At 72.4% G+C, this 23,122-nt stretch carries 20 protein-coding genes; 1 reads left to right on the top strand and 19 read right to left on the bottom strand.

What is annotated here, in order from left to right:
- Positions 1 to 50 precede the first annotated feature (50 nt).
- From yjfF to ACFU9A_RS08110, 12 genes are all read right to left on the bottom strand, one after another.
- The gene (gene yjfF, locus ACFU9A_RS08165; protein WP_430574729.1) at positions 51 to 1,073 is read right to left on the bottom strand and encodes a galactofuranose ABC transporter, permease protein YjfF; all 1,023 of its coding nucleotides are present in this window, start codon (positions 1,071 to 1,073) and stop codon (positions 51 to 53) included.
- Positions 1,073 to 2,167, bottom strand: a complete 1,095-nt coding sequence (locus ACFU9A_RS08160) for an ABC transporter permease (protein WP_430574728.1) — start codon at positions 2,165 to 2,167, stop codon at positions 1,073 to 1,075. The genes yjfF and ACFU9A_RS08160 overlap by 1 nt, the downstream gene beginning before the upstream one ends.
- Complete coding sequence (locus tag ACFU9A_RS08155) at positions 2,167 to 3,738, bottom strand: sugar ABC transporter ATP-binding protein (protein ID WP_430574727.1); 1,572 nt, start codon at positions 3,736 to 3,738, stop codon at positions 2,167 to 2,169. Before ACFU9A_RS08155 ends, ACFU9A_RS08160 begins: the two co-directional genes overlap by 1 nt.
- Before the next feature lie 109 nt (positions 3,739 to 3,847).
- Positions 3,848 to 4,852 (bottom strand): ABC transporter substrate-binding protein, encoded by a 1,005-nt coding sequence (locus ACFU9A_RS08150; protein ID WP_430574726.1) that lies wholly within the window; start codon positions 4,850 to 4,852, stop codon positions 3,848 to 3,850.
- A gap of 178 nt (positions 4,853 to 5,030) precedes the next feature.
- A complete protein-coding gene (locus tag ACFU9A_RS08145; RefSeq protein WP_430574725.1) occupies positions 5,031 to 6,581 on the bottom strand; it encodes a sugar ABC transporter ATP-binding protein in 1,551 nt (516 codons plus the stop codon).
- Positions 6,581 to 7,600, bottom strand: a complete 1,020-nt coding sequence (locus ACFU9A_RS08140) for a LacI family DNA-binding transcriptional regulator (RefSeq protein ID WP_430574724.1) — start codon at positions 7,598 to 7,600, stop codon at positions 6,581 to 6,583. Before ACFU9A_RS08140 ends, ACFU9A_RS08145 begins: the two co-directional genes overlap by 1 nt.
- Positions 7,601 to 7,674: 74 nt before the next feature.
- Positions 7,675 to 9,186, bottom strand: a complete 1,512-nt coding sequence (gene araA, locus ACFU9A_RS08135; RefSeq protein ID WP_430574723.1) for an L-arabinose isomerase — start codon at positions 9,184 to 9,186, stop codon at positions 7,675 to 7,677.
- 66 nt (positions 9,187 to 9,252) lie between these two features.
- A complete protein-coding gene (locus tag ACFU9A_RS08130; protein ID WP_430574722.1) occupies positions 9,253 to 9,963 on the bottom strand; it encodes an L-ribulose-5-phosphate 4-epimerase in 711 nt (236 codons plus the stop codon).
- Between the two features lie 47 nt (positions 9,964 to 10,010).
- Positions 10,011 to 11,663, bottom strand: a complete 1,653-nt coding sequence (locus ACFU9A_RS08125; protein WP_430574721.1) for a xylulokinase — start codon at positions 11,661 to 11,663, stop codon at positions 10,011 to 10,013.
- Positions 11,664 to 11,844: 181 nt separating this feature from the next.
- Complete coding sequence (locus ACFU9A_RS08120) at positions 11,845 to 13,329, bottom strand: arabinan endo-1,5-alpha-L-arabinosidase (protein WP_430574720.1); 1,485 nt, start codon at positions 13,327 to 13,329, stop codon at positions 11,845 to 11,847.
- 90 nt (positions 13,330 to 13,419) lie between these two features.
- Positions 13,420 to 14,499, bottom strand: coding sequence for a LacI family DNA-binding transcriptional regulator (locus ACFU9A_RS08115; protein WP_430574719.1), 1,080 nt, complete (start codon positions 14,497 to 14,499; stop codon positions 13,420 to 13,422).
- Positions 14,496 to 15,050, bottom strand: coding sequence for a GNAT family N-acetyltransferase (locus ACFU9A_RS08110; protein ID WP_430574718.1), 555 nt, complete (start codon positions 15,048 to 15,050; stop codon positions 14,496 to 14,498). Before ACFU9A_RS08110 ends, ACFU9A_RS08115 begins: the two co-directional genes overlap by 4 nt.
- Positions 15,051 to 15,119: 69 nt before the next feature.
- On the opposite strand from ACFU9A_RS08110, the gene purU reads away from it, so the two are divergent.
- Positions 15,120 to 15,965: a formyltetrahydrofolate deformylase gene (purU, locus tag ACFU9A_RS08105; protein ID WP_430574717.1), complete on the top strand. Its 846-nt coding sequence runs from the start codon at positions 15,120 to 15,122 to the stop codon at positions 15,963 to 15,965.
- Positions 15,966 to 16,041: 76 nt separating this feature from the next.
- Here purU and ACFU9A_RS08100 read toward each other — a convergent pair whose 3' ends face one another.
- The 7 genes from ACFU9A_RS08100 to ACFU9A_RS08070 form a co-directional block, all read right to left on the bottom strand.
- Entirely contained in the window at positions 16,042 to 17,145 is a 1,104-nt protein-coding gene (locus ACFU9A_RS08100; RefSeq protein WP_430574716.1) for a substrate-binding domain-containing protein, read from the bottom strand.
- A gap of 144 nt (positions 17,146 to 17,289) precedes the next feature.
- On the bottom strand, positions 17,290 to 18,576 hold the full coding sequence (gene mmsB / locus ACFU9A_RS08095; RefSeq protein WP_430574715.1) for a multiple monosaccharide ABC transporter permease: 1,287 nt from the start codon (positions 18,574 to 18,576) through the stop codon (positions 17,290 to 17,292).
- Positions 18,577 to 18,617: 41 nt separating this feature from the next.
- The gene (gene mmsA / locus ACFU9A_RS08090; RefSeq protein ID WP_430574714.1) at positions 18,618 to 20,165 is read right to left on the bottom strand and encodes a multiple monosaccharide ABC transporter ATP-binding protein; all 1,548 of its coding nucleotides are present in this window, start codon (positions 20,163 to 20,165) and stop codon (positions 18,618 to 18,620) included.
- Positions 20,166 to 20,308: 143 nt separating this feature from the next.
- Positions 20,309 to 21,040 (bottom strand): ATP-binding cassette domain-containing protein, encoded by a 732-nt coding sequence (locus ACFU9A_RS08085; protein ID WP_430574713.1) that lies wholly within the window; start codon positions 21,038 to 21,040, stop codon positions 20,309 to 20,311.
- Complete coding sequence (locus ACFU9A_RS08080) at positions 21,037 to 22,254, bottom strand: ROK family transcriptional regulator (protein ID WP_430574712.1); 1,218 nt, start codon at positions 22,252 to 22,254, stop codon at positions 21,037 to 21,039. The genes ACFU9A_RS08085 and ACFU9A_RS08080 overlap by 4 nt, the downstream gene beginning before the upstream one ends.
- Before the next feature lie 10 nt (positions 22,255 to 22,264).
- Positions 22,265 to 22,777 (bottom strand): SRPBCC domain-containing protein, encoded by a 513-nt coding sequence (locus ACFU9A_RS08075; protein WP_430574711.1) that lies wholly within the window; start codon positions 22,775 to 22,777, stop codon positions 22,265 to 22,267.
- Positions 22,777 to 23,112 carry an ArsR/SmtB family transcription factor gene (locus ACFU9A_RS08070; RefSeq protein WP_430574710.1) on the bottom strand — a complete coding sequence of 112 codons (336 nt, stop codon included), beginning with the start codon at positions 23,110 to 23,112 and terminating at the stop codon, positions 22,777 to 22,779. Before ACFU9A_RS08070 ends, ACFU9A_RS08075 begins: the two co-directional genes overlap by 1 nt.
- Positions 23,113 to 23,122: the final 10 nt, after the last annotated feature.

The raw sequence follows: 23,122 nt of genomic DNA, 5'->3' as shown, positions 1-23,122 counted from the left end.
CCACGCAAGCCGCTTGCGTGACTTGCGCTCCTTGCGGGACGTGCCGGGCGCTAGGAGCGCCGCAGGGCGAGGAGCCGCTGCAGGACCACGAAGACCAGCAGCAGCGCGCCGATGACGATCTTGGTCCACCAGGAGCTGAGGGTGCCCTCGAAGGTGATGATCGTCTGGATGAGGCCGAGCACGAGGACGCCGAGCACCGAGCCGAGCACGAACCCGGTGCCGCCGGTCAGCAGCGTGCCGCCGATCACGACGGCCGCGATGGCGTCGAGCTCCATCCCGACGCCGGTCAGGGAGTAGCCCGACCGGGAGAACATCGCGAACAGCAGGCCGCCGAGGCCGGCGCAGGTGCCGCTCACGACGTAGACGAGCACCTTGGTGCGCGCCACGGGCAGGCCCATGAGCCGCGCGGACTGCTCGCCGCCGCCGATGGCGTAGACGGTGCGGCCGAACTGCGTGTAGTGCAGCAGGTAGAACGCCACCGCCACGACGACCAGCGCGATCACGACGCTGGACGTGACGCGCCACTGGCCGCCCGCCCACGTGTCCCACGAGGCGAGCGCCACGAACGTCTCGTCGTCGATGGGGATCGACTCGGGCGCGATGAGGAAGCACAGCCCGCGCGCGAAGAACATCGCGGCGAGGGTGGCGATGAACGGCTGCACCTCGAACACGTGCACCATGGCGCCGACGAGCAGGCCGATCAGGGAGCCGATCAGCACGACCAGCGGGATCACGACCCCCGCCGGGACCCCCGCCCGCAGCAGGTAGGCCGCGGTGACGCCGGACAGCGCGAGCACGGAGCCCACCGAGAGGTCGATGCCGCCCGTGAGGATGACGAACGTCATCCCGACCGCCAGCACGATGAGGAACGCGTTGTTGATGAACAGGTTCGCGAGGACGCCGACGGACAGGAAGTTGTCGTACCGGGCGCCGCCCACCACCAGCAGCAGCACGAACACCACGAGGGTGCCGACCACGGGCAGGTAGCGCCGGTCGAGGCGCAGGCGGCGGCCGACGGCCGGCACACGGTCCGGGGATGGCGCCCCGCGGCGCGAGGATGCGAGGGTCGTCATCAGGCCACCACCTTGTCCGTGGAGACGTCCGCGGGCTTGTCGGACGGCGCGACGGGCGCCGTCCTGCCGCGCCGTCGGGTGCGTTCGGAGAGCTTGCGCCGCATCACCGGCGACTGCAGCAGCGTGACCGCGGCGACCACGAGCGCCTTGAACAGCGGCGTCACCAGCGGGGAGATGCCGACGTTCGTCACCGTGAGCGACAGCGTCGCGATGATGAGCACGCCGACGAACGTGCCGGAGAGGGAGAACTTGCCACCGGCCAGCGAGGTGCCGCCGATCACGACGGCGAGGATCGCGTCCAGCTCGATGAACAGGCCGGCGTTGTTGGCGTCCGCCGCCATGACGTTCGAGGCCAGGATGAGGCCGGCCAGGGCGGAGAAGAGGCCCGACAGCGCGAAGACGGTCCAGACGATGGTCCGCGCCCGCACGCCCGCGAGCCGGCTCGCGGCCGGGTTGATGCCCACCGACTCGACGAGCATGCCCAGGGCGGTGCGCCGCACGAGCAGCGCGACGAGCGCGAAGACGCCGAACGCCACCAGGGTGGCGACCGGCAGCCCGAGCCAGAACCCGGCGCCCAGCGTCTTGAACGGCGCGCTGGTGACCGTGGTGATCTGCCCCTGGGTGATGAGCATCGCGACGCCGCGGCCGGCGGTCATGAGGATGAGCGTGGCGATGATCGGCTGGATGCCGAGCACCGACACGAGGAACCCGTTCCACACGCCGAGCACCAGGCCGAGGGCGAGGGCGAGCCCGATCGCGAGCAGCACGGTGGCCGTCGAGGTGGGGTCGTCCGCGCCGGAGATGAAGGTCAGGGCCACGGCCCCCGAGATCGCGACCACCGCCCCGACGGACAGGTCGATGCCACGGGTGGCGATCACCAGCGACATGCCGAGGGCCACCAGCATGAGCGGCGCGCAGTTGCGCAGGATGTCGATCGGCGAGCCGAAGAGGTGGCCGTCGAGGATCGACACGGACAGGAAGCCGGGCCGGACGGCGGTGTTCACCGCGAGCAGGACAACCAGGGCGAGCACCGGCCAGAACAGGCGGTGGCGCACGACGGCGCCGATCCTGTCGGCGGCCTGGGACGTGGGCATCAGCGGTCTCCTCCGCTCGCGATGAGCTCGACGACGTCGTCGACGCCGACGTCGCCCGTGTTGGTCAGCTCGGCGACCTTCTGCCGGTCGCGCATGACGGCGATGCGGTGGCTGAGCCGCACCACCTCCTCGAGCTCGGCGGAGATGAAGAGCACCGCCATGCCGCGCCCGGCGAGGTCGGACACCAGGCGCTGGATCTCCGCCTTGGCGCCGACGTCGATCCCCCGGGTCGGCTCGTCGAGGACGAACAGCTCGGGCGCGGTGGCCAGCCACCGGGCCAGCAGCACCTTCTGCTGGTTGCCGCCCGAGAGGTTGCGCAGGAGGGCGTCCGGGTTGGCGGGCCGGATGTTCAGCGCGTCGATGTACCGGTGCACGATCTCGTCGACCTGCTTGCCGGGCAGCGGCCGCAGCCAGCCGCGGTCCGCCTGGAGGCCGAGCACGATGTTCTCCCGCAAGGTGAGGTCGCCGACGACGCCCTCGGCCTTGCGGTCCTCGGACGAGAACGCGATCCGGCGCGAGATCGCGGCGCGCGGCGTGCGCAGGCGCGCGAGCGCCCCCTTGATCCGCAGCGTGCCGGTGTCGGCGCGGTCGGCGCCGGCCAGCAGGCGGGCCACCTCCGTGCGCCCGGAGCCGAGCAGGCCCGCCAGGCCCACGACCTCGCCCTCGTGCACGTCCAGGTCGAACGCCTGCACGGAGCCCCGGCGGCCGAGACCCACGGCCTGGACGAAGGGCGCGCCCCGCGTGGTGTCGACGGCGTGCTCGGTCCGCACCTCCAGGTCCTCGAGCACCTCCATCGAGCGGCCGATCATGCGGGAGACGAGCTCGGTGCGGCTGAGATCGGCCGTGCGGTACTCCCCCACCTTCGCGCCGTTGCGCAGCACGGTCATGCGGTCGGACAGCTCGAAGACCTGCTCGAGGAAGTGCGACACGAACAGGATGGCGACGCCCTGGTCCCGCAGCCGCCGCACCACGGCGAAGAGGCGCGCCACCTCGCCCGCGTCGAGGCTGGAGGTCGGCTCGTCGAGGATGAGCACCTTGGCCTCGACCACCATCGCGCGGCTGATCGCGACGAGCTGCTGCACGGCGATCGAGTGCGCGCCCAGCGACGAGGAAGGGTCGACGTCGAGCCCCATCGTGGCGAGGTGCTCGGCGGCGCGGCGGCGGGTGGCCGGCCAGTCGATCGCGCCGAGCCGCCGCGGCTCGTTGCCCAGCATGATGTTCTCGGCCACCGTGAGGTTCTCGCAGAGGTTGACCTCCTGGTACACGGTGGCGATGCCCGCGGCCTGGGCCTCGCCCGGGCCGGCGAACCGGTGCGGCGCGCCGTCGACGAGGATCTCGCCCGCGTCGATGCCGTAGACACCGGTGAGTGCCTTGATCAGCGTGGACTTCCCGGCGCCGTTCTCCCCCATGAGGGCGTGCACCTCGCCGGGCAGGAGTCGCAGGTCGACCCCGTCGAGCGCCTTGACGCCCGGGAACTCGATGGAGATCCCGGTCATCTCGACGACGGGGCGCGCCTCCTCGGGGACGTCGCCCCGAGCGCTGCCGGCGGGGCCGGCGTCCGATTGCGTCATCGTTGACCTTCCGTGGAGCGCGGTGGGTGCGGTGCGGGACCCGCACCGCACCCACCGCGGGACGCGGTGGAGCGGTTCCGTCCGCCAGTATCGGTGGTCGGTGCCGGGGTCAGTACTGCCGGTCCGGCAGGGCGGCCTTGGCGGCCTCCTGGTCGAACGCCTCGTCCTGGGTGACGATGCGCTTGTCGACGGCCTCGCCCGCCACGACCTTCTTCGCGATCTCGGCGAGGTCCGGGCCGAGCAGCGGGTTGCACTCGACGATGTAGTTGATCTTGCCGTCGGCGAGGGCCTGCATGCCGTCCTTGACGCCGTCGACGGTGATGATCTTGATGTCCTTGCCGGGCACCTTGCCCGCGGCCTCGATCGCCTCGATCGCGCCCAGGCCCATGTCGTCGTTGTGGGCGAAGACGAGGTCGATGTCGTCGTACTTCTGCAGGAAGCCCTCCATCACCTGCTTGCCCTCGGTGCGGGTGAAGTTGCCGGTCTGCGAGTCGATCATCTCGATGTCGCTGCCCTTGATCGCGTCGGCGAAGCCCTGCTGCCGGTCGATCATCGGCGCGGCGCCGGTGGTGCCCTGCAGCTCGACGGCCTTGAAGCCCTGCCCGTCGTACTGCTCCTTGGCCCACTCGCCGGCGCGCTTGCCCTCCTCGACGAAGTCGGAACCGATGAACGACTCGTACAGGGAGTCGTCCTCGCTGTCGACGGCCCGGTCGGTGAGGATCACCGGGATGCCGGCGGACTTGGCCTCCTCGAGCACGGCGTCCCAGCCGGTCTCGACCACGGGCGAGAACGCGATGACGTCCACGCCCTGCTGGATGTAGGACCGGATCGCCTGGATCTGGTTCTCCTGCTTCTGCTGCGCGTCGGAGAACTTGAGGTCGAAGCCGTTGTCCTTCGTCAGGGTCTCCTGGATGGACTTGGTGTTGGCCGCGCGCCAGCCGGACTCCGCCCCGACCTGGGAGAAGCCGAGGGTGATGGTGTCGCTGCCCGACCCCGCGTCCGTGCTGGCGTCGCCGCCGCCCTGGGGCGCCTGCTCGCTGCTGCACGCGACCAGCGAGGCCGCCGTGAGGGCTGCGAGCAGCGCCGCGCTCGCGCGCCGGAAGTTCTTGCTCATGGTCTCCTCCTCGAGACGCCGGCCGACCGGTGCTTCCGGTCCGTGGGTCCGCTCCGACCCACCCGGCTGGGCTTGTGTGACCGCTAACATAGCGAAGGATGTGACCGGTCACATAGAGGGTGTCCAGGATTCGACGTCACGATCTCGTAACGCCGTCGCGGGCCGGTGGGAGGGGCGGTCAGCCCTCCGGGTCGAGCTCGTCCAGGTCGGCGGCGATCATCTCGACGATGGTGTCCACCGTGACGCCCGGCCCGTTGCTCAGCTCGCCGATCTTCTCGCGGTCCTTGAGCACCACGATGCGGTCGGCGAGGCGCACCACCTCCTCCAGCTGGGAGGAGATGAAGACGACGGCCACCCCCTCGCCCGCCAGGCGCGCCACCCGGCGCTGGATGTCGAGCTTCGCGGAGATGTCGATGCCGCGCGTCGGCTCGTCGAGGATCAGGACGTGCGGCCGCGTGGCGAGCAGCCGGGCGAGCTGGATCTTCTGCTGGGTCCCTCCCGACATCTCGCCGGCGGGGCGGTCCAGGTCGTCCGCCGACAGGTGCAGGGCGTCGAGGTAGGTGTCCACGACCGCGTCCTGCTCGCCCCGGGACAGGGGGCGCGACCAGCCCCTCAGGGCCTGCAGCGCGAGCACGATGTTCTCCCGCACCGTGAGCCCGGCGACGATCCCGTCGCCCCGCAGGTCCTCGCTCGACATGGCGATGCGGTGCCGCAGGGCCACCGCCGGGTTCCGCAGCTGCACGCGCCGGCCGTCCAGCCACAGCTCGCCGCGGTCCGCGCGCTCCGCCCCGCTCATCAGGCGGGCCAGCTCCGTGCGCCCGGAGCCGCGCAGGCCGGCGAGCCCGACGACCTCGCCCCGCGAGAGCTCGACGTCCGTGGGCTCGAGGGTGCCGCGGCGGCCGATCGCCGCCGCGCGCAGCGTGACCTCCCCGGGCCGCGCGTAGTGGTGCGCGAGCCGCTCGGACCGCAGCGCCTGCAGGGCGTCGATGTCCTCGCCGAGCAGCTTCGAGATCACCTCGGCGCGCTCCACCTCGGCCGTGCGGTACTCCGCCACCACCCGGCCGGCGCGCAGCACCGTCATCCGGTCGCTCACCTCGAAGACCTGCTCGAGGAAGTGCGAGACGAACAGCACCGCGACGCCCTGGTCCCGCAGGCGGCGGACCACGCCCAGCAGCCGGGCCGCCTCGTCCTCGTCCAGGCTCGACGTGGGCTCGTCGAGCACCAGCACCCGCGGCTCGAGGACGATGGCGCGCGCCACCGCGACGAGCTGCTTGGTCGCGGGCGACAGCGACGACAGCGGCGCGCGCGGGTCGATGTCCTCGATCCCGAGCGCGGCGAGCGCCGCCGACGCCCGCCGCCGGGTCCGCCCCCAGTCGATGCCGGACCAGCGGCGCACCTCGTGGCCGATCATCACGTTCTCGGCGACGGTCAGGTGCGGGCTGAGGTGGGTCTCCTGGAACACGGTCGCGATGCCGTCCGCACGGCTCCGGGCGACGCCCGTCGGCGTGGTCGGGGCGCCGTCGACCAGCACCGACCCGGCGAGGAACGGCACCGTCCCCGTCAGCGCCCCGATGAGGACCGACTTGCCCGCGCCGTTCTCGCCCATGAGGGCGTGCACCTCGCCGGGGCGCAGCACCAGGTCCACGTCGTCGAGGACCCGCACGCCCGAGAGCTCCACCGTGATCCCGTACATCTCGACCACCGGGGCCGCCGGGACCTGCGCGCGCATCAGCCGTTCTTCCGCGGCGGCGCGCTCGACGCCCGCGCGACGAGCTCCGGGGGGATGCGCGTCACCGCGGGGATCTCCCGCTCCTCGATCGCGGCCCGCAGCACGTCGACGACCGAGACGCCCAGGGCGTGGAAGTTCTGCCGCACGGTGGTCAGCGGGGGGATGACGTGCCGCGCCAGGGGGATGTCGTCGAAGCCGACGACGCTGAGGTCGTCCGGCACGGAGAAGCCGCGGTCGTGCAGGCCGTGGACGAGCCCCACCGCCATGTCGTCGTTCGCGACGAAGATCGCGGTGTACTCCGGCAGCTCGCGGATGCCCCGCGCGAAGTCGTAGGCGAAGTCCGCCGTCCAGTCGCCGACGACGATGGGGCGCTCGCGCAGCCCCCACGACTTCGCCCGGGCGTGGAACGCCCGCTCCCGGGTCCGGGCGTCGAGCCAGTCGAGCGGGCCGGCCAGGTGCAGGACGTCCCGGTGCCCGAGCGACACGAGGTGGTCGACCGCGAGCGCCGTCCCCGCCTTCTGGTCCACGGTCACCGTGAGGAAGGTCGGGTCCTTGTCCGGCTTGACGACGAGCACGGGGACGCCGACGGCGATGCGGCGCAGCGCCGCGATGGACGACGACCGGGGTGCCACGACGCAGAGCGCGTCGACGCCCTGCGCGATCAGGTGGTCGACGCCCTCCTGGGGGGTGATCTCCTCCCCCGCCCGCAGCAGCACCGAGCTGACCGCGTAGCCGGAGGCGCGGGCGGCGGACTCGACGGCGCGCACCGTGCTGGTCGGCCCGAACTCCACGGCGCTCTCCACGAGCACGCCGATGCGGCGGCTGCGCTGGGTGGCCAGGGCCCGGGCCGTCATGCTCGGGCGGTAGTCCAGCTCGTCGATGGCGTCCTGGACGCGGCGGCGGGTGGCCTCCCGGATGTACGGGTGGTCGTTGAGCACCCGCGACACGGTCATGTGCGAGACGCCGGCGAGCTGCGCGACCTGCCGGATGTTCGGCTTGTCGGCACCGGGACTCGCCATGCGGGGCCTCCATCGGGTACGTCCGCCGACCGGCGGCACGGCGGCGTCAGCCTACCGAACCGCCGGTCGTGAGGTCAGAGCCCCTGGGCGAGGCGGTAATACACCTGGTTCCAGCGCACCTGGTCGGCGAAGCCGCGGCGGGTGGTGGACTCGTCGATGACGAGCAGCTCGGTGCGGGCGATGTTCGCGAACACCTCGAAGGCCTCGACGCCGGCCGCGGTGGACATCACCGTGTGGTGCGCGCCGCCGGCGGTCAGCCACGCCTCGGCCGAGGTGGTGAAGTCGGGGCGGGGCGCCCAGACCGCGCGGGCCACGGGGAGGTTCGGCAGGTCGTGGGTGGGCGGCACGACGTCGACCACGTTCGCGGTGAGGCGGAACCGGTCGCGCATGTCGGCCAACGACACGACGACGGCACCCTCGGTGGCGTCCGCGTCGAAGACCATGCGGACCGGGTCCTCCTTGCCGCCGATGCCGAGCGGGTGGACCTCCACGCGGGGCTTGGACGTCGTGAGGGACGGGCATACCTCGAGCATGTGGGCGCCGAGGATGAGCTCGGAGCCGGGAGTGAGGTCGTAGGTGTAGTCCTCCATGAGGGAGGCGCCGCCGGGCAGCCCCTCGCCCATGACCTTGGCCGCGCGCACCAGGACGGCGGTCTTCCAGTCGCCCTCGGCGCCGAAGCCGTACCCCTGGGCCATGAGCCGCTGGACGGCGATGCCGGGCAGCTGGCGCAGGGCGCCCAGGTCCTCGAAGTTCGTGGTGAACGCCCTGGCGCCGCGCTCGACGAGGAACGCCTCCATCGCGATCTCCTGGCGGGCCGCGTACCGCAGCGACTCGTACCGCTCGCCGCCGCGGCGCAGCTCCTCGACCACGTCGTAGAGCTCCTCGTACTCCGCGACGAGCGCGTCGACCGCGGCGTCGTCGACGGCGTCCACGGCGGCGACGAGGTCGTTGACGCCCCACGTGTTCACGGAGACGCCGAAGCGCAGCTCGGCCTCCGTCTTGTCGCCCTCGGTGACGGCGACGTTGCGCATGTTGTCGCCGAAGCGGACGAGCTTCAGCTCGTGCGTGGCGGCCCAGCCGGCGGCGCCGCGCACCCAGGTGCCGACGCGGCGGGTCACGGCCGGGTTCGACACGTGCCCGACGACGGTGGTGCGCGCGACGCCCAGGCGGGTGGCGAGGTAGGCGTACTCGCGGTCGCCGTGCGCGGCCTGGTTGAGGTTCATGAAGTCGAAGTCGATGTCGGCCCACGGCAGCTCGACGTTCGCCTGCGTGTGCAGGTGCAGCAGCGGCTTGCGCAGCGCGTCCAGCCCGGAGATCCACATCTTCGCGGGGCTGAAGGTGTGCATCCAGGTGATGACGCCCAGCACCTTGTCGTCCGCGTTGGCGTCGAGCATCGCGCGGCGGATCGAGGCCGCGTCCTTGAGCACCGGCTTCCACACGACGGTGGCGGGCACGTCGGACGACGCGTCGAGCGCGCGGGCGACCTCCTGCGACTGCTGGGCGACCTGCTCCAGCGTCTCGGGGCCGTACAGGTCCTGGCTGCCGGTGAAGAACCAGACCTCGCGGTCGGCGTACGGCTTGCTCATGGGTGTCCCTCTCTGGGTCAGGTCTGGGTCAGGTCTGGATCAGGTCTGGTTCGGCGGGCGGCCGGCTCAGCGCTGGCCGTAGACGTTCTGGTAGCGGGCGTACAGGGAGTCGACGTGCTCCTGCGCGATGGGCTGCGGCTCGCCGAGCTGGCGCGACACGTGCACGGTGCGGGCCACCTCCTCGACCATCACGGCGGCCTTGACCGCGGCGCGGGCGTCCTTGCCGATGGTGAACGGGCCGTGGTTGCGCATCAGGACGGCCGGGCTGCGGTGACCGCTCAGGGTCTCGACGATGCCGCGGCCGATCGAGTCGTCGCCGATGATCGCGAAGGGGCCCACGGGGATCGGGCCGCCGAACTCGTCGGCCATCATCGTGAGCACGCAGGGGATCTCCTCGGCGCGCGCGGCCCAGGCCGTCGCGTACGTGGAGTGCGTGTGCACGACGCCGCCCACCTCGGGCATGTGCCGGTACACGTAGGCGTGCGCGGCGGTGTCCGACGACGGCGACCGGTCGCCCTCGACGAGGGTCCCGTCCAGGTCGCACACGACCATCGCGGCGGGCGTGATGTCGTCGTAGGCGACGCCGGACGGCTTGATGACCAGCAGGTCGGCCGAGCCGTCGGGGGTCCGCTCGTCGCGGACGCGCTCGGACACGTTGCCGGCGGTCCACACGACCAGCTCCCAGCGGGGCAGCTCGGCGTGCAGCGCGGCGACCTTCTCCTTCGCGGCGTCGACGGCGGCGCGCAGGTGCGTCGGGACCTCGGTGCGGGTGCTCATGGGGTTCTCCAGTGCGGTGGTCGGGGCGCCGGCGGCGGTGCGGCCGTTCAGAGCGCTTCGGTGGCGGTGCGCTCGACCGCGAGGCCGGCGGCGTACCGCTCGAGGTACGCCGCGAAGCCGGCGACGTCGGCGGGGTCGGGCGTGGCGACGTCGAGCCGGGCGCCGGCGAAGACCCGGTCGGTGAGGTAGGCGTCGAGGGCGGGCGCGGCCTCCCCGTCGTCGCGCGCCGCGGCGTCCGCGGCGTCGGAGACCGCGCGGGCGTAGGCCGCGAGGACCGCGATGCCCCAGGCGCCGCCCTCGCCCGCGGTCTGCCCGACGGCGACGGGGGCGTCGATCGCGCCGGCCAGCAGGCGCTGGGCCACGCCGGCGGTTCGGAACAGGCCGCCGTGCGCGAACATCGTGTCGATCGCGACGCCCTCGCCGTGCAGCACGCGCATGCCGAGCGCGAGCGTGCCGAACACGCCGTAGAGCTGCGTGCGGGCGAAGTTCGCCAGCGTGAGCCGGCTGTCGGGGGTGCGGACCACGAGCGGGCGCCCGGCGTCGAGGCCGGTGATCGGCTCCCCGGCGAGGTAGTTGTAGGCGAGCAGCCCGCCGCCGTCGGGCGCGCCGTCCAGCGCGGCCCGGAAGAGCGCGCCGAAGACGGCGTCCGGCTCGGCCGGCTGCCCGAGCGCGGCCGCGAACTGGCCGAAGACGCCCGCCCACGCGTCGAGCTCGCTGGCGCCGTTGTTGCAGTGCACCATCGCGACGAGGTCGCCGGCCGGCGTCGTCACGAGGTCGAGCTCGTGGTGCACGCTCGCCAGCGGCTGCTCCAGCACGACCATCGCGAAGATCGAGGTGCCCGCGCTGATGTTGCCCGTGCGCGGCGCCACGGAGCCGGTGGCGACCATGCCGGTGCCCGCGTCTCCCTCGGGCGGGCACAGCAGCACGCCCGGCCGCAGCACGCCCGTGGGGTCGAGCAGGGCCGCCCCCTCGGCGGTGAGCCGGCCGGCGTCCTGGCCCGCGGTGAGGACCTGCGGCAGCAGGCCCTCCACGTGCAGCCCGGGGCGCTTGGCCGCGGCCAGGTGCCGGAACTGCTCGAGCATCCGCGCGTCGTAGTCGCCCGTGGCGGGGTCGATCGGGAACATGCCCGAGGCGTCGCCGACGCCGAGCACGTGCCGGCCGGTCAGCGCGCGGTGCACGTATCCGGCCAGGGTGGTGAACGACGCGACCTGCGGAACGTGCGGCTCGTCGTCGAGGATCGCCTGGTAGAGGTGGGCGATCGACCAGCGCAGCGGGATGTTGTACCCGAACAGCGCGGACAGCTCGGCGGCCGCCGGCCCGGTGCTGGTGTTGCGCCAGGTGCGGAACGGGACGAGGAGCGCGCCGTCGGCGTCGAACGGCAGGTAGCCGTGCATCATCGCCGAGACGCCCAGCGCCGCGTAGGTGGTGGGGCGCACACCGTAGCGGCGCTCGACGTCGGCGACCAGCGCCGCGTACGCGCCCTGCAGCCCGGCGTGGACCGCGTCGAGCGAGTAGGTCCACACGCCGTCCGACAGCTCGTTCTCCCACGCGTGCGAGCCGCTCGCGACGGGCTCGTGGTCGGGGCCCACCAGGCACGCCTTGATGTTGGTGGACCCGAGCTCGATGCCGAGCGACGTGCGACCCGCGGCGATCGCCTCCCGGATCGCGGACGTGCCGTCCGGCTGCGCCGCCTGCGTCATCCCTGCTCCGTCCCTGCCCGCTGCCGGGCGTCCTCGAGGTGTGCTCCGCCCGTCGGGGCGTCACTCGATGTTAGCGCTCACATGGACCAGCCCCAACCCGCGAGGGCAGCGAGCGTGCTGGCTTGATCCTCATCCGTGCGGAATGAGGATCGAGCCAGCACGCTCGATCGCCGGGCCCGCGCTACCGGCCCGGCGCGACGACGGCCAGGGCCGCCGGATCGCTGCGCACGGTGCCGTGCGCGTTGGCGACGACGGCACGCACGAGCGCCCCGTCCTGCGCGGCGTCGGGGTGCTTGATCGTCCAGCGCGCGACCCCACCGGAGGCACGGGCAGCGGCGCCCGGGGCGGCGACCCAGGTCGCGCCGTCGTCGGCGGACGTCTCCCAGGTGACCACGGGGACGGGCACGCCCGTCACCTCGACGCGGAACGTCGCCGGCTGCCTGGCGCGCACGCGCTGGTCCCGCGGGCCGGCGTTCACGACCGGCGCCGCGACGGCCTGGTCCACCACGGGCCAGCCGTCCTGCCAGCCGAGGCGCTGCAGCCCGAGCGTCGGGAAGCCGGGGACCGCCTCGTTCGCCGCGTCGTAGTAGTGGAACGCGAGCACGCCGTCGGACACGGACTGGCCGCCCGGGCCCACGGCGGCGCCGTGCGACTCCAGCAGCACGGTGCCCCCGCCGCCGAGCATGTCCTTGCCGTCCTTGTCGAGGTAGGGGCCGGTGACGTCGCGCGACCGGCCCACCGCGATCTTGTAGGTGCTGTCGAGACCGCGGCAGCACGCGTCGTAGGAGACGAAGAGGTAGTACCAGCCGTCGTGGGCGTAGACGTACGGCGCCTCGACGGGGTTGCCCGGCACGAACCGGTCGACGAGGTGGGTGGCGTTCTCGAGCGCGCCGGGGGCGAGCGTGCCGCCGGGCCACTCGAGCTCCACGAGGAAGACGCCGTACCAGTACGAGCCGATCGCCATGTACGGCGTGCCGTCGGCACCCTCGACGATGCCCGCGTCGATCGCGTTGAACGTCTTGCCGCCCGCGATGTCCGCCGGGGAGCTGATCACGGGCCCCTGGTCGACCCAGTCGTAGTCGGGGTCGTCCGGGTCGAGCGTGGTGTTGGTGGCCAGCGCCGTCACGGACGTGTTGGTGCCGAACCGTGACGCCGAGTAGTAGAGGTAGTAGGTGCCGTCGTGCTCGTAGACCTCCGGCGCCCACAGGTTGTCGGGGAGCACGCCCTGCCCGTCGGGGCCCGCGAAGCGCTCGTCGATCCAGGCGGGGATCTCGTCCCACACCGTGCCGTCGTAGGCCCAGGTGACGCCGTCGTCGTGGCTCGACCACATCTGGACGGTGCCGCCGTTCTCGCGGTGCACCAGGCCGGTCGAGTACACGCGCCACGTGCCGTCGTCGTCGACGACCAGCGCCGGGTCGTGGACGGGCGCCGTCTCCCCCGCCACCGAGAGGCCCGCGGCCGGCAGCTCGCGCGCGGGCCTGCCGGGGGTCCCCTTCCCGGCGAGCACGGCCTGGGCGACGGCGGGCCCGCTCACGGTGGCCCCGGTCGGTACGGGTCCGGCCTCGGCCGCGCCGGCGGCGGCGGCCACGAGCGACGTCCCGACCAGCGCGGCGACCAGCGCCCCCGCGGCGGCGACCCGGGACCATCGAGTCGGTGTGCTGCGCATCCTCACTCCTCTACAACGATGTAGAACTTGACGCGGAGAATCTACCGACCCGCCAGGACGGCGGTCAACGGTCAGGTTCCGCGGCGCCGGTCAGCGCGCGGGCGGTGGTGCCGTGGTCGAGCGGACCACGAGCGTCGGCTCGATCCGTTCCGTCGGCACCGGGCCGGCGCCGAGCGCCGCGACCACCATGGCCACGCTGCGCTCCCCCAGCTCGGCGAACGGCTGGCGCACCGTGGTCAGCGGCGGCACGAAGTACGCGGCCCCGGCCACGTCGTCGAAGCCCACCACCGACACGTCGTCGGGCACCGAGACGCCGCGCTCCCAGAAGGCGCGCAGGACGCCGAGGGCGAGCTGGTCGTTCCCGGCGAACACCGCGGTGGGCCCCTCCTGCGCGGCGATCGCCTCCGCCAGGTCGCGGCCCGCCGCGTACCCGTCCTCCGCCGACCACGAGCAGAGCCGCGGCCGGCTCAGAACGATCCCCCGGGCGGTGAGCGCCTCGCGCCACCCGGCTGCCCGCTCGCGCGCGTCGAACCAGTCCTGCGGCCCGGCCACGTGCAGGACGTCGCGGTGGCCGAGGTCGAGCAGGTGGTCCGTCGCCGCCCGCGCGCCCGCGCGCTGGTCCACCGCGAGCGAGAGGGTCGTCGGCCCCGCGCCCGTGGTGCCCGCGTCGCGCGGCGGCCGCTCGAGCGCCGCCACGACCAGCACCGGCACGGGCGCGCGGAACGACTCCACCGCCGCGGCGACGTCGTCCTGCGGCGCGATCACGACGATCGCCTCGACGCCCTGGTCCATGAAGTGCTCCAGCGCCTCGTGCATCGCGTCGGCGTCGTACCGGCGCAGCGACGCGAGGGACACGAAGTACCCCTGCTCGCGCGCCGCGCCCTCGATCGCGATGAGCGTGCTGGTGGGCCCGAACAGCGCCGAGCCCGTCGTGACGACGCCGAGCGTCGTCGAGCGCGCGGTCGCCAGGGCGCGGGCGGCGCTGTTGCGCCGGTAGCCGAGGGTCGCGATGGCGTCCAGCACCCGCTGGCGCGTCTCGCCGCGCACGCTCGGGTGGTCGTTCAGGACGCGGGAGACGGTCTGGTGCGAGACCCCCGCGACGGCCGCGACGTCGGCCATGGACGGGCCGCGCGACCGAGGTCGCGCGGCCCGTCCGTCGCCGTCGGTCATCGCTCCTCGGCCGCGTTCCTCGCGTCGACCTCGTCGAGCACCCGGCGCAGGTAGGTGAGCGTGAGCTTGCCGGCCGCGCGCTCGTACTGCTCCTCGTAGCCGTGCTTGGTGTACATGGCGAGGTTCTTCTTGGAGTCCTTGCCGGTGAAGGCCCAGACCTCGGTCACCTCGGACGGCAGGAACTGCAGGATCGCGAACATCAGCGAGGTGCCGATGCCCTTGGCCTGCTGGTCCGGCGCCACGGCCAGGCGCCCGAGCGTGGCCCGGGCCCCCTCGATCTCCAGGCGGAGCGAGCCCACCAGGCGGTGGCCCTCCCACGCGCCGACCGTCACGACGTCGTCGCGCGCCATGTCGTCGCGCAGCTCGTGCAGCGTCTGCGTCAGCGGGGGGATGTGCGGGTCGTCGTAGAGCTGCGCCTCGCTGACGAACGCCGCCCGGCGCAGGGTCAGCAGCTCGCCCGCGTGGGCGTCGTCGACGAGCGCGATCCGCAGCGTGTCCGCCGCCTCCTCGTGCTCGACTTCCTGGGCGTCGGTGCCTGGTGCCTCGCTCATGGACACATCGTCGCAGACGGACGGCGGACGTGTCGTCGCGCGGCGGGAGCCGTCGGCCACAATGGTCCGGTGACCACCGAATGGGTTCTGACGCTCTCCTGCCCCGACCGCCCGGGCATCGTGCACGCGGTGGCGGGCGTGCTGGCCGAGCACGGCGGGAACATCACCGAGTCGCAGCAGTTCGGCGACCCCGCGTCGGGGCTGTTCTTCATGCGCGTGCAGGTGGCGGCGGACGCGGGCCGCGACGCCCTCGCGGCGGCGCTCGCCCCCGTCGCGGAGCGGTTCGGCATGACGTGGGAGCTGGACGCCGTCGGTCGGCGCCTGCGCACGCTGGTGCTGGTCAGCAAGGCACCGCATTGCCTGGTCGACCTGCTCTACCGCGAGCGCTACCAGGACATGCCGGTCGAGGTCGTGGGCGTGGTCGGCAACCACCCCGACCTGGCCGACATGGCCGCCTTCTACGGGAAGCCGTTCCACCACGTGCCGGTCACGAAGGACACCAAGGCGCAGGCGGAGGGCCGGCTGCGCGAGCTGGTCGCCGAGCTCGACGTCGAGCTGGTCGTCCTCGCGCGGTACATGCAGATCCTGTCCGACGAGCTGTGCCGGGACCTCCAGGGCAAGGTCATCAACATCCACCACTCGTTCCTGCCGAGCTTCAAGGGCGCGCGCCCCTACGCCCAGGCCCACGACCGCGGCGTGAAGCTCATCGGCGCGACGTCGCACTACGTCACGGGCGACCTCGACGAGGGCCCGATCATCGAGCAGGACGTCGAGCGCGTGGACCACTCGCGGGCCGTCGCCGACCTCGTCGCCCTCGGCGAGGACGTGGAGCGCCGCACCCTGGCCCGCGCCGTCCGGTGGCACGCCGAGCACCGCGTGCTGCTCGACGGCCACCGCACGGTCGTCTTCCGCTGAGGGACGACGGCGGGCCGCACCCCCCGCAGGGGGTACGGCCCGCCGTCGTCGTCAGGCCGCGCGGCCCGGCGAGGGCTTACTTGAAGACGTCCTCGAGGGTCGGGTCGCCCGCGTAGGTCTCCTCGGCGTTGTCCTTGGTCACGATGACCGGCTCGAGCAGGTTGGCCGGGACCACCTTGACGCCGTTGTCGTAGGACTTGGTGTCGTTGACCTCGGCGTCCTCACCGGCCTGGTACGAGTCGACGGCGTCGATCGTCGCGGCGACGAGCTTGCGGGTGTCCTTGTAGATGGTGGAGTACTGCACGCCCGCCATGATCGACTTCACCGACTCGACCTCGGAGTCCTGGCCCGTGACGACCGGGACGTCCTTGCCGGCCTGCTTGGCCGAGGTGAGCGCGGCACGCGCCAGCGTGTCGTTCGGGGACAGGATGCCGTCGATGTCCTCGTCCTTGTAGCTGCCCGACAGGATCGTGTCCATGCGGTTCTGGGCGTTCTCCGCCTTCCAGCCCTGGGTCGCCGTCTGCTGCTGCGTGGTCTGGCCCGACTTCACCACGAGGGTGCCGTCGTCGATCTTCGGCTTCAGCACGCTCATCGCGCCCTCGAAGAACGGCTTCGAGTTGGCGTCGTCCGGCGAGCCGGAGATGAGCTCGACGTTGTACGGGCCCTCGCCCTTGCGGTCCTTGAGGCCCTCGAGCAGCGACTGGCCCTGGAGCTCGCCGACGTGGAAGTTGTCGAACGCCTCGTAGACGTCGACCGCGTCGGTGTTCTGCAGCAGGCGGTCGTACGCGACGACCTTGATGCCCTGGTCGTGCGCGGCCTTCAGCTGCGAGCCGAGCTGCGAGCCGTCGATGGCGCCGACGACGATGACCTTGGCGCCCTGCTCGATCATGGCCTGGATCTGGTTCTGCTGCTCCGAGACGCCACCGTTCGCGAACTGCACGATCGGCTTGTAGCCGGCCTCGGTCAGGCCGTCGTTGAACAGGTTCTCGGCGAGGACCCAGTTCTCCGAGGTCTTCTGCGGGAGGGCGACGCCGATGGTCGCGCCCTCCTCGAAGCCGGCGGCCGCGCTCTCGCCGCCGCCGGCGGTGTCGCCACCGCGGTCCGAGGAGCCGCAGCCGGAGAGCGTGAGCGCTCCCACGGCAGCGAAGGCGACGATCGCCGAAGTGAGCTTGATCTTCATGCTGTCCAACTTTCTGTGCAGGCGCCCATCGTCGGGCGCCGGTCTGGACGGAGCTGTCCTGGGGTGGAGCAGAGGTGGAGCCGGGGTGGTGCGGGGTGAGACCGCCGGGGCCTGACCGGCCCCGGCGGCCGCGTCGTGGGTTGGTCAGGGGGTCGAGGTGGCACCCTCGGCGACCGGGGCGCTCGGCTGCGACGCCTCGGCGCCCGGACCGGAGCCCGCGCCCTTGTCGCGTCGGCCCGGGAACAAGAGGCCGATGATGGAGGGGCGCCCGTTGACCTTGCTGTGCACGTCGAACGCGACGGCGACGAGGAGCACGAGGCCCTTGATGATCTGGGTCATGTCCGAGCCGACGCCCATGAGCTGCAGGCCGTTGTTGAGGACGGCCATGACCAGACCACCGATGACGGAGCCGACGACCGTGCCGACACCGCCGGAGACCGCGGCGCCGCCGATGAAGACGGCGGCGATGGCGTCGAGCTCCCACATGTTGCCGTCCGAGGGGCCGGACGCCGTGGCGCGCCCCACGAAGACCATGCCCGCGAGCGCCGCGAGGATGGACATGTTCATCATCACGAAGAAGTTGGTGCGGCGGATGTTCACGCCCGACAGCGCGGCGGCGGCACGGTTGCCGCCGACGGCGTAGACGTGGCGGCCGCCGACGGTCCGCGACGCGATGAAGTTGTAGAGGATGACCAGCACGGCGAGCACGACGCCCGGGATCGGGAACGAGGTGCCGTACCGGCCCGAGCCGAACAGGAACGTGACGTACGCGATCACCGCGGCCACGACCACCAGGCGCACCACGGAGACGGTCACGGGGACCGGCTCGATGCCGAGGCGCAGGGCGCGTGCCCGGCGGCGCAGCTCGGACCAGACGACGGCCACGATCGCGAGGACGCCGAGCAGCAGCGTCGAGTTGTTGAGGCCGGTGTTCGGGCCCCACTCGGGCAGGTAGCCGGCGCCGAGCTGCTGGAGCTGGGTCGGGACCGGGACGGTGTTCGACTGGCCGATGTACTGGTTGAGCCCGCGGAACAGCATCATGCCGGCCAGGGTGGTGATGAAGCCGGGGATGCCGACGTACGCCACCCAGAAGCCTTGCCAGGCGCCGATCACCGCGCCCACGGCGAGCCCGAGGAGGATGCCCGCCCACCACGGGATGCCCCAGTCGCGCAGCGCGATGGCCACGATGATGCCCGTGACCGCGGCCACCGATCCGACCGACAGGTCGATGTGCCCGGCGATGATCACGAGCACCATCCCGATCGCGAGGATCAGAATGTACGAGTTGCCGATGATGATGTTCTGCGCGTTCGACGCCGTGAGGACCTTGCCGCCGGTGGCGATCTGGAAGAACACGATGAGCGCCAGCAGCGCGATCACCATGCCGTACTGCCGGAGGCCTCCGCCGAACAGCTGCTTGAGTGACGACATCGTCGTAGGTTCCTTCGTTTCCGTGGGTTCGGGTCGGTGGGTCAGCGGGCCGCGGTCGCGGGGGCGCCGGTCATGAGTCGCATGAGCTCTTCCTGCGTGGCGTCCTCGCGGGACACCTCGCCGGTCACACGCCCCTCGAAGACCGTGTAGATCCGGTCGCACAGGCCGAGCAGCTCGGGGAGCTCCGAGGAGATCACGACCACGCCCTTGCCCTCGTCGGCGAGGCGCTGGATGAGGCCGTAGATCTCGTACTTGGCGCCGACGTCGATGCCGCGGGTGGGCTCGTCGAGGATGAGCAGCTCGGGCTCCGTGAACATCCACTTCGCGAGCAGCACCTTCTGCTGGTTGCCGCCGGACAGGGTGGACACGCCGCGCCGGACGTCGGGGGCCTTGATCGACAGCGACTTGCGGTACTCCTCGGCCGCGAGGAACGCCTTGTCGTCGTCGATGACCGGCCCGGACGACACCCGCGCCAGGTTCGCCGCGATCACCGTCTCCTTGATCGAGTCGAGGAGGTTCAGGCCGAGGGTCTTGCGGTCCTCGGAGACGTAGGCGATGCGGTGCCGGATCGCGGACAGGACGTCGGGGACGGAGATCTCCTTGCCGTCCATCCGGAGCGTCCCGCCCAGGAACCGGCCGTAGCTGCGGCCGAAGATCGAGCGCGCCAGCTCGGTGCGGCCGGCGCCCATGATGCCGGCGAAGCCGACGATCTCGCCGCGCCGGACCGAGAACGCCGACTCCTTGCAGACGAGGCGGCCGGGCACCTCGGGGTGCTCCACGGTCCAGCCCTCGACCTCGAAGAACGTCTGACCGATCTTCGGCGTGTGCTCGGGGAAGCGGGACTCGAGGGACCGGCCCACCATCCCGCGGATGATGCGGTCCTCGTTGATCTCGCCCGCGCGGACGTCGAGCGTCTCGACCGACCGGCCGTCGCGGATGATCGTGATCGAGTCGGCGATCTCCTCGATCTCGTTGAGCTTGTGGGAGATCATGATGCTGGTCAGGCCCTTGGAGCGCAGGCCGCGCAGCAGGTCCAGCAGGTGCTCGGAGTCGTCCTCGTTCAGGGCCGCGGTGGGCTCGTCGAGGATGAGGAGCTTGACGTCCTTGGCCAGGGCCCGGGCGATCTCGACGAGCTGCTGCTGGCCGACGCCGATGTTCTTGATGAGCGTGTCGGGCGACGTCCGCAGGCCGACCCGTGCGAGGAGCTCCGTGGCCTGGCGACGCGCCTGGTCCCAGTCGATGCCGAGCCGCCCGCGGACCTCGTTGCCGAGGAAGATGTTCTCCGTGACCGAGAGCTCCGGGATCAGCGCGAGCTCCTGGTGGATGATCACGATGCCGGCCTGCTCGCTGGAGCGGATGTCCTTGAACGCGACCTCGGCGCCCTGGTACCAGATCTCGCCGTCGTAGGTGCCGTGCGGGTAGACGCCCGACAGGACCTTCATGAGCGTCGACTTGCCGGCGCCGTTCTCGCCGCAGATGGCGTGGATCTCCCCCGCCTTGACCACGAGCGAGACCTCGTCCAGCGCGCGGACACCCGGGAACTCCTTGGTGATCGACCGCATCTCGAGCAGTGCGTGGCGATCGGGCATCGCGTCTCCTTCGAAGCACGAGCGAGCCCTCGGTGGCCGCTCTGGTACCCGACTTCTCCGTTCGGGCACCGGAGACGCTAGACCTGGACCAATCTTGTCGTCAACTAATGAAGACAAGGATCAGGTTGCAACCCGGTAACGGCTCAGACGGCGCCCGTGATCGCCGCGATCAGCCGCTCGTGGCTGGTCGTCGCGGGGAACGAGCCGTTGTTCCGGCCCAGCCGCAGCACCTCGACGCGGTCCGCGACGGCGCGCACGTCGTTGAGGTTGTGGCTGATGAGGATGACGCCGAGCCCCAGGTCACGCAGGCTTTCGATGTACGTCAGCACCTCGGCCGTCTGCGCCACCGAGAGCGCGGCCGTGGGCTCGTCGAGGACGACGATCCGGGGCGAGCCGACCAGCGTCCGCGCGATCGCCACGGCCTGCCGCTGGCCCGCCGAGAGGTGCCGCAGCGGCGTGTCGACGGCAGGGATGCGCACGGTGAGGTTCCGCAGCAGCTCGCGGGTCCGCTCCACCATCTCGTCCTCGCGGAGCACGCCCGAGCGGGCCATCTCCTGGCCCAGGAACACGTTGGCGGTGACGTCCAGGTTCTCCAGGAGCGCGGGCTCCTGGAACACGCTGGCGATGCCCAGCTTGTTGGCGGCGGAGGGCGACGGGATCGTCACCTGCTCGCCGTCGATCTCGACCTGCCCGGAGTCGGGGGACAGGACTCCCGCGACCACCTTGGCGAGGGTCGACTTCCCCGCCCCGTTGTCGCCCACGAGGGCGACCACCTCGTGGGCGTGCAGGGTCAGGTCGACGTCGACCAGCGCCTCGACGGCGCCGAAGAACTTGCTCACCTTCCGGAGCGCGAGGACGGGCGGACGGCCGCTCACAGCAGTTCCTCCTGGGGCTGCGGGGGGAGGGCCATGCCCTCCCGGGTCTCGAAGACGTCGATGTGCTGCAGGACGAGGGACAACGCGCCCTCGAGCTCCGCGCGGGTGCCGAGCTGGGCGGCGACGACGTCCACCGGCGGCTCGGCCTGCTGGAGCACCGACTGGCGCTGGACCATCTCGCGGAACGGCTCGAGGAACAAGTCCCCGGTCTCCGCGAGCTCACCGCCCACGACGATCCGCTCCGGGTTGAACGCGGTCGCGACGTTCGCGACGACGCGGCCGACGGTGGCGCCCGCGTCGCGCACGAGCGAGCGGCACCCCGGGTCGTCGTCGTTCGCGAGCCGGACGACGTCGCGCAGGGTGAGCGACCCGTGGCTGGTGCGCAGGGCCTCCAGCAGGGCCTCCTCGCCGACCACGGTGTTGAGGCACCCGCGGCTGCCGCAGCTGCAGATCCGGCCCGCCGGATCCACCTGGACGTGGCCGATCTCCCCCGCCGTCCCGGCGACGCCGCGGTGCACGCGGCCGCCGATCACGATCCCCGCGCCGACGCCGTGGCCGACGCGCACGTAGATCGCGTCGCGGGCCTCGCGGGCCGCGCCGAGCGTGCTCTCCGCCAGCGCGCCGAGGTTGGCGTCGTTGTCCACGAACACGGGCCTGGCGAGCCGTTTCGTCAGCACCTGGGCGACCGGGACGTTGTCCCAGCCCCGCAGCACGCCACGCACGGAGACCTGCCCCGTGGCGGCGTCGACGGGCGCCGGCAGCGCCACCCCGATGCCCTGGAGCTCGTCCATCGCGGTGCCCAGGCGGTCCAGGAGCTCCACGATCAGGAGCGCCACCCGGTCGAGGCTGGTGTCCGCGCGGTGCGCGTCCGCGAGCGGCATGACCTGCTCGGCGAGCACCTCGTGCGAGACGTCGGCGACGGCGACCTTGAGCTGCCGCCGGCCGACGACGACGCCCGACACGAGGCCGGTCTGGTGCGCGAGCGTGACGAGCTGGGCGCGCCGCCCCGAGCGGACGGTGTTGCGGACGTCGAACAGCTCGGCGGCGACGAGCTCCTTGACGATCGTCGAGATCGACGCCTGCGACAGCCCCGTGGCCCCCGCGAGCTCGACCTGCGTCAGCCCGCCGTGCCGCTTGACCGCCTCGACCACCCGGGCGCGGTTGGCCTCGCGCAACGAGGACTGCGATCCCGCCATCGGCACCCGTCCTCTCACGACCCGCAGTCTAGGGCTGGGCGCGAGGCGCACCGCGCTCCGGTCCGGCCTGCCCCTGCTTTTCTTCACCCTCTGAAGGCAATGTACCCGCGCGCTCGGCGAACGCGCCCAGCACGAGCCGCCACCCGGAGCCGTACGAGACCCGCGCCCGGTCGCCGTCCGTCCGGCGCGCCCACCCCGAGTGGGCGAGCTCGACGACCGTCCCGGACCCGTCCGGCCGGAACGTCACCTCGACCTGGGTCGCCTCGGCCTCCGGCGTGCCCGGGTGCCACGTGAACGCGACCCGCCGGGGCGGGTCCCATGCGGTGACGGTGCCCCAGACGGCGGCGCCGCCGTCCGGGAGCGTCTCCACGAGCCGGCCGCCCACGCCGGGCTCGAGCACCACGCCACGGGAGCCCTCGCGGCCCACGGAGTGGGTGGCGAGCGGCCACCACTCCCCCAGGCCCGCGGTGAACAGCCGGAACGCGTCCTCCGGGCCCGGCGTGACGGTGACGGACCTGCGCAGCACGTCGTCGGTGGACATCATGCCCCTCCCTCCCTGCCGGCACCGCTGCCGGCAGCCTCGTCGGCGTGGGCGGCGAAGGCGCCCAGCACGTCCGACCAGAAGCCGTCGAGCCACGCGCGCAGGGCGTCGAACCCGGCCGCGTCGAGGCGGTACAGGTGACGGGTGCCCACGGTCTCGAAGGCGACGAGCCCGGCCGCGCGCAGCACCCGCAGGTGCTGCGACACGGCCGGGCGGCTCACGGGCAGCGCGGCGGCCACCTCCGCGACGGAGGCGGGGCCGGCGGCCAGGTGCTCCACGACGGCCCGGCGGGTCGGGTCGCCGAGCGCGTCGAGAGCCTCTTGGTAAGCAGCCACGAACGGTAAG

The organism is Isoptericola sp. NPDC057653 (assembly GCF_042799955.1).
Classification (GTDB): domain Bacteria; phylum Actinomycetota; class Actinomycetes; order Actinomycetales; family Cellulomonadaceae; genus Isoptericola.
This window is presented reverse-complemented; position numbering and strand designations above follow the sequence as displayed.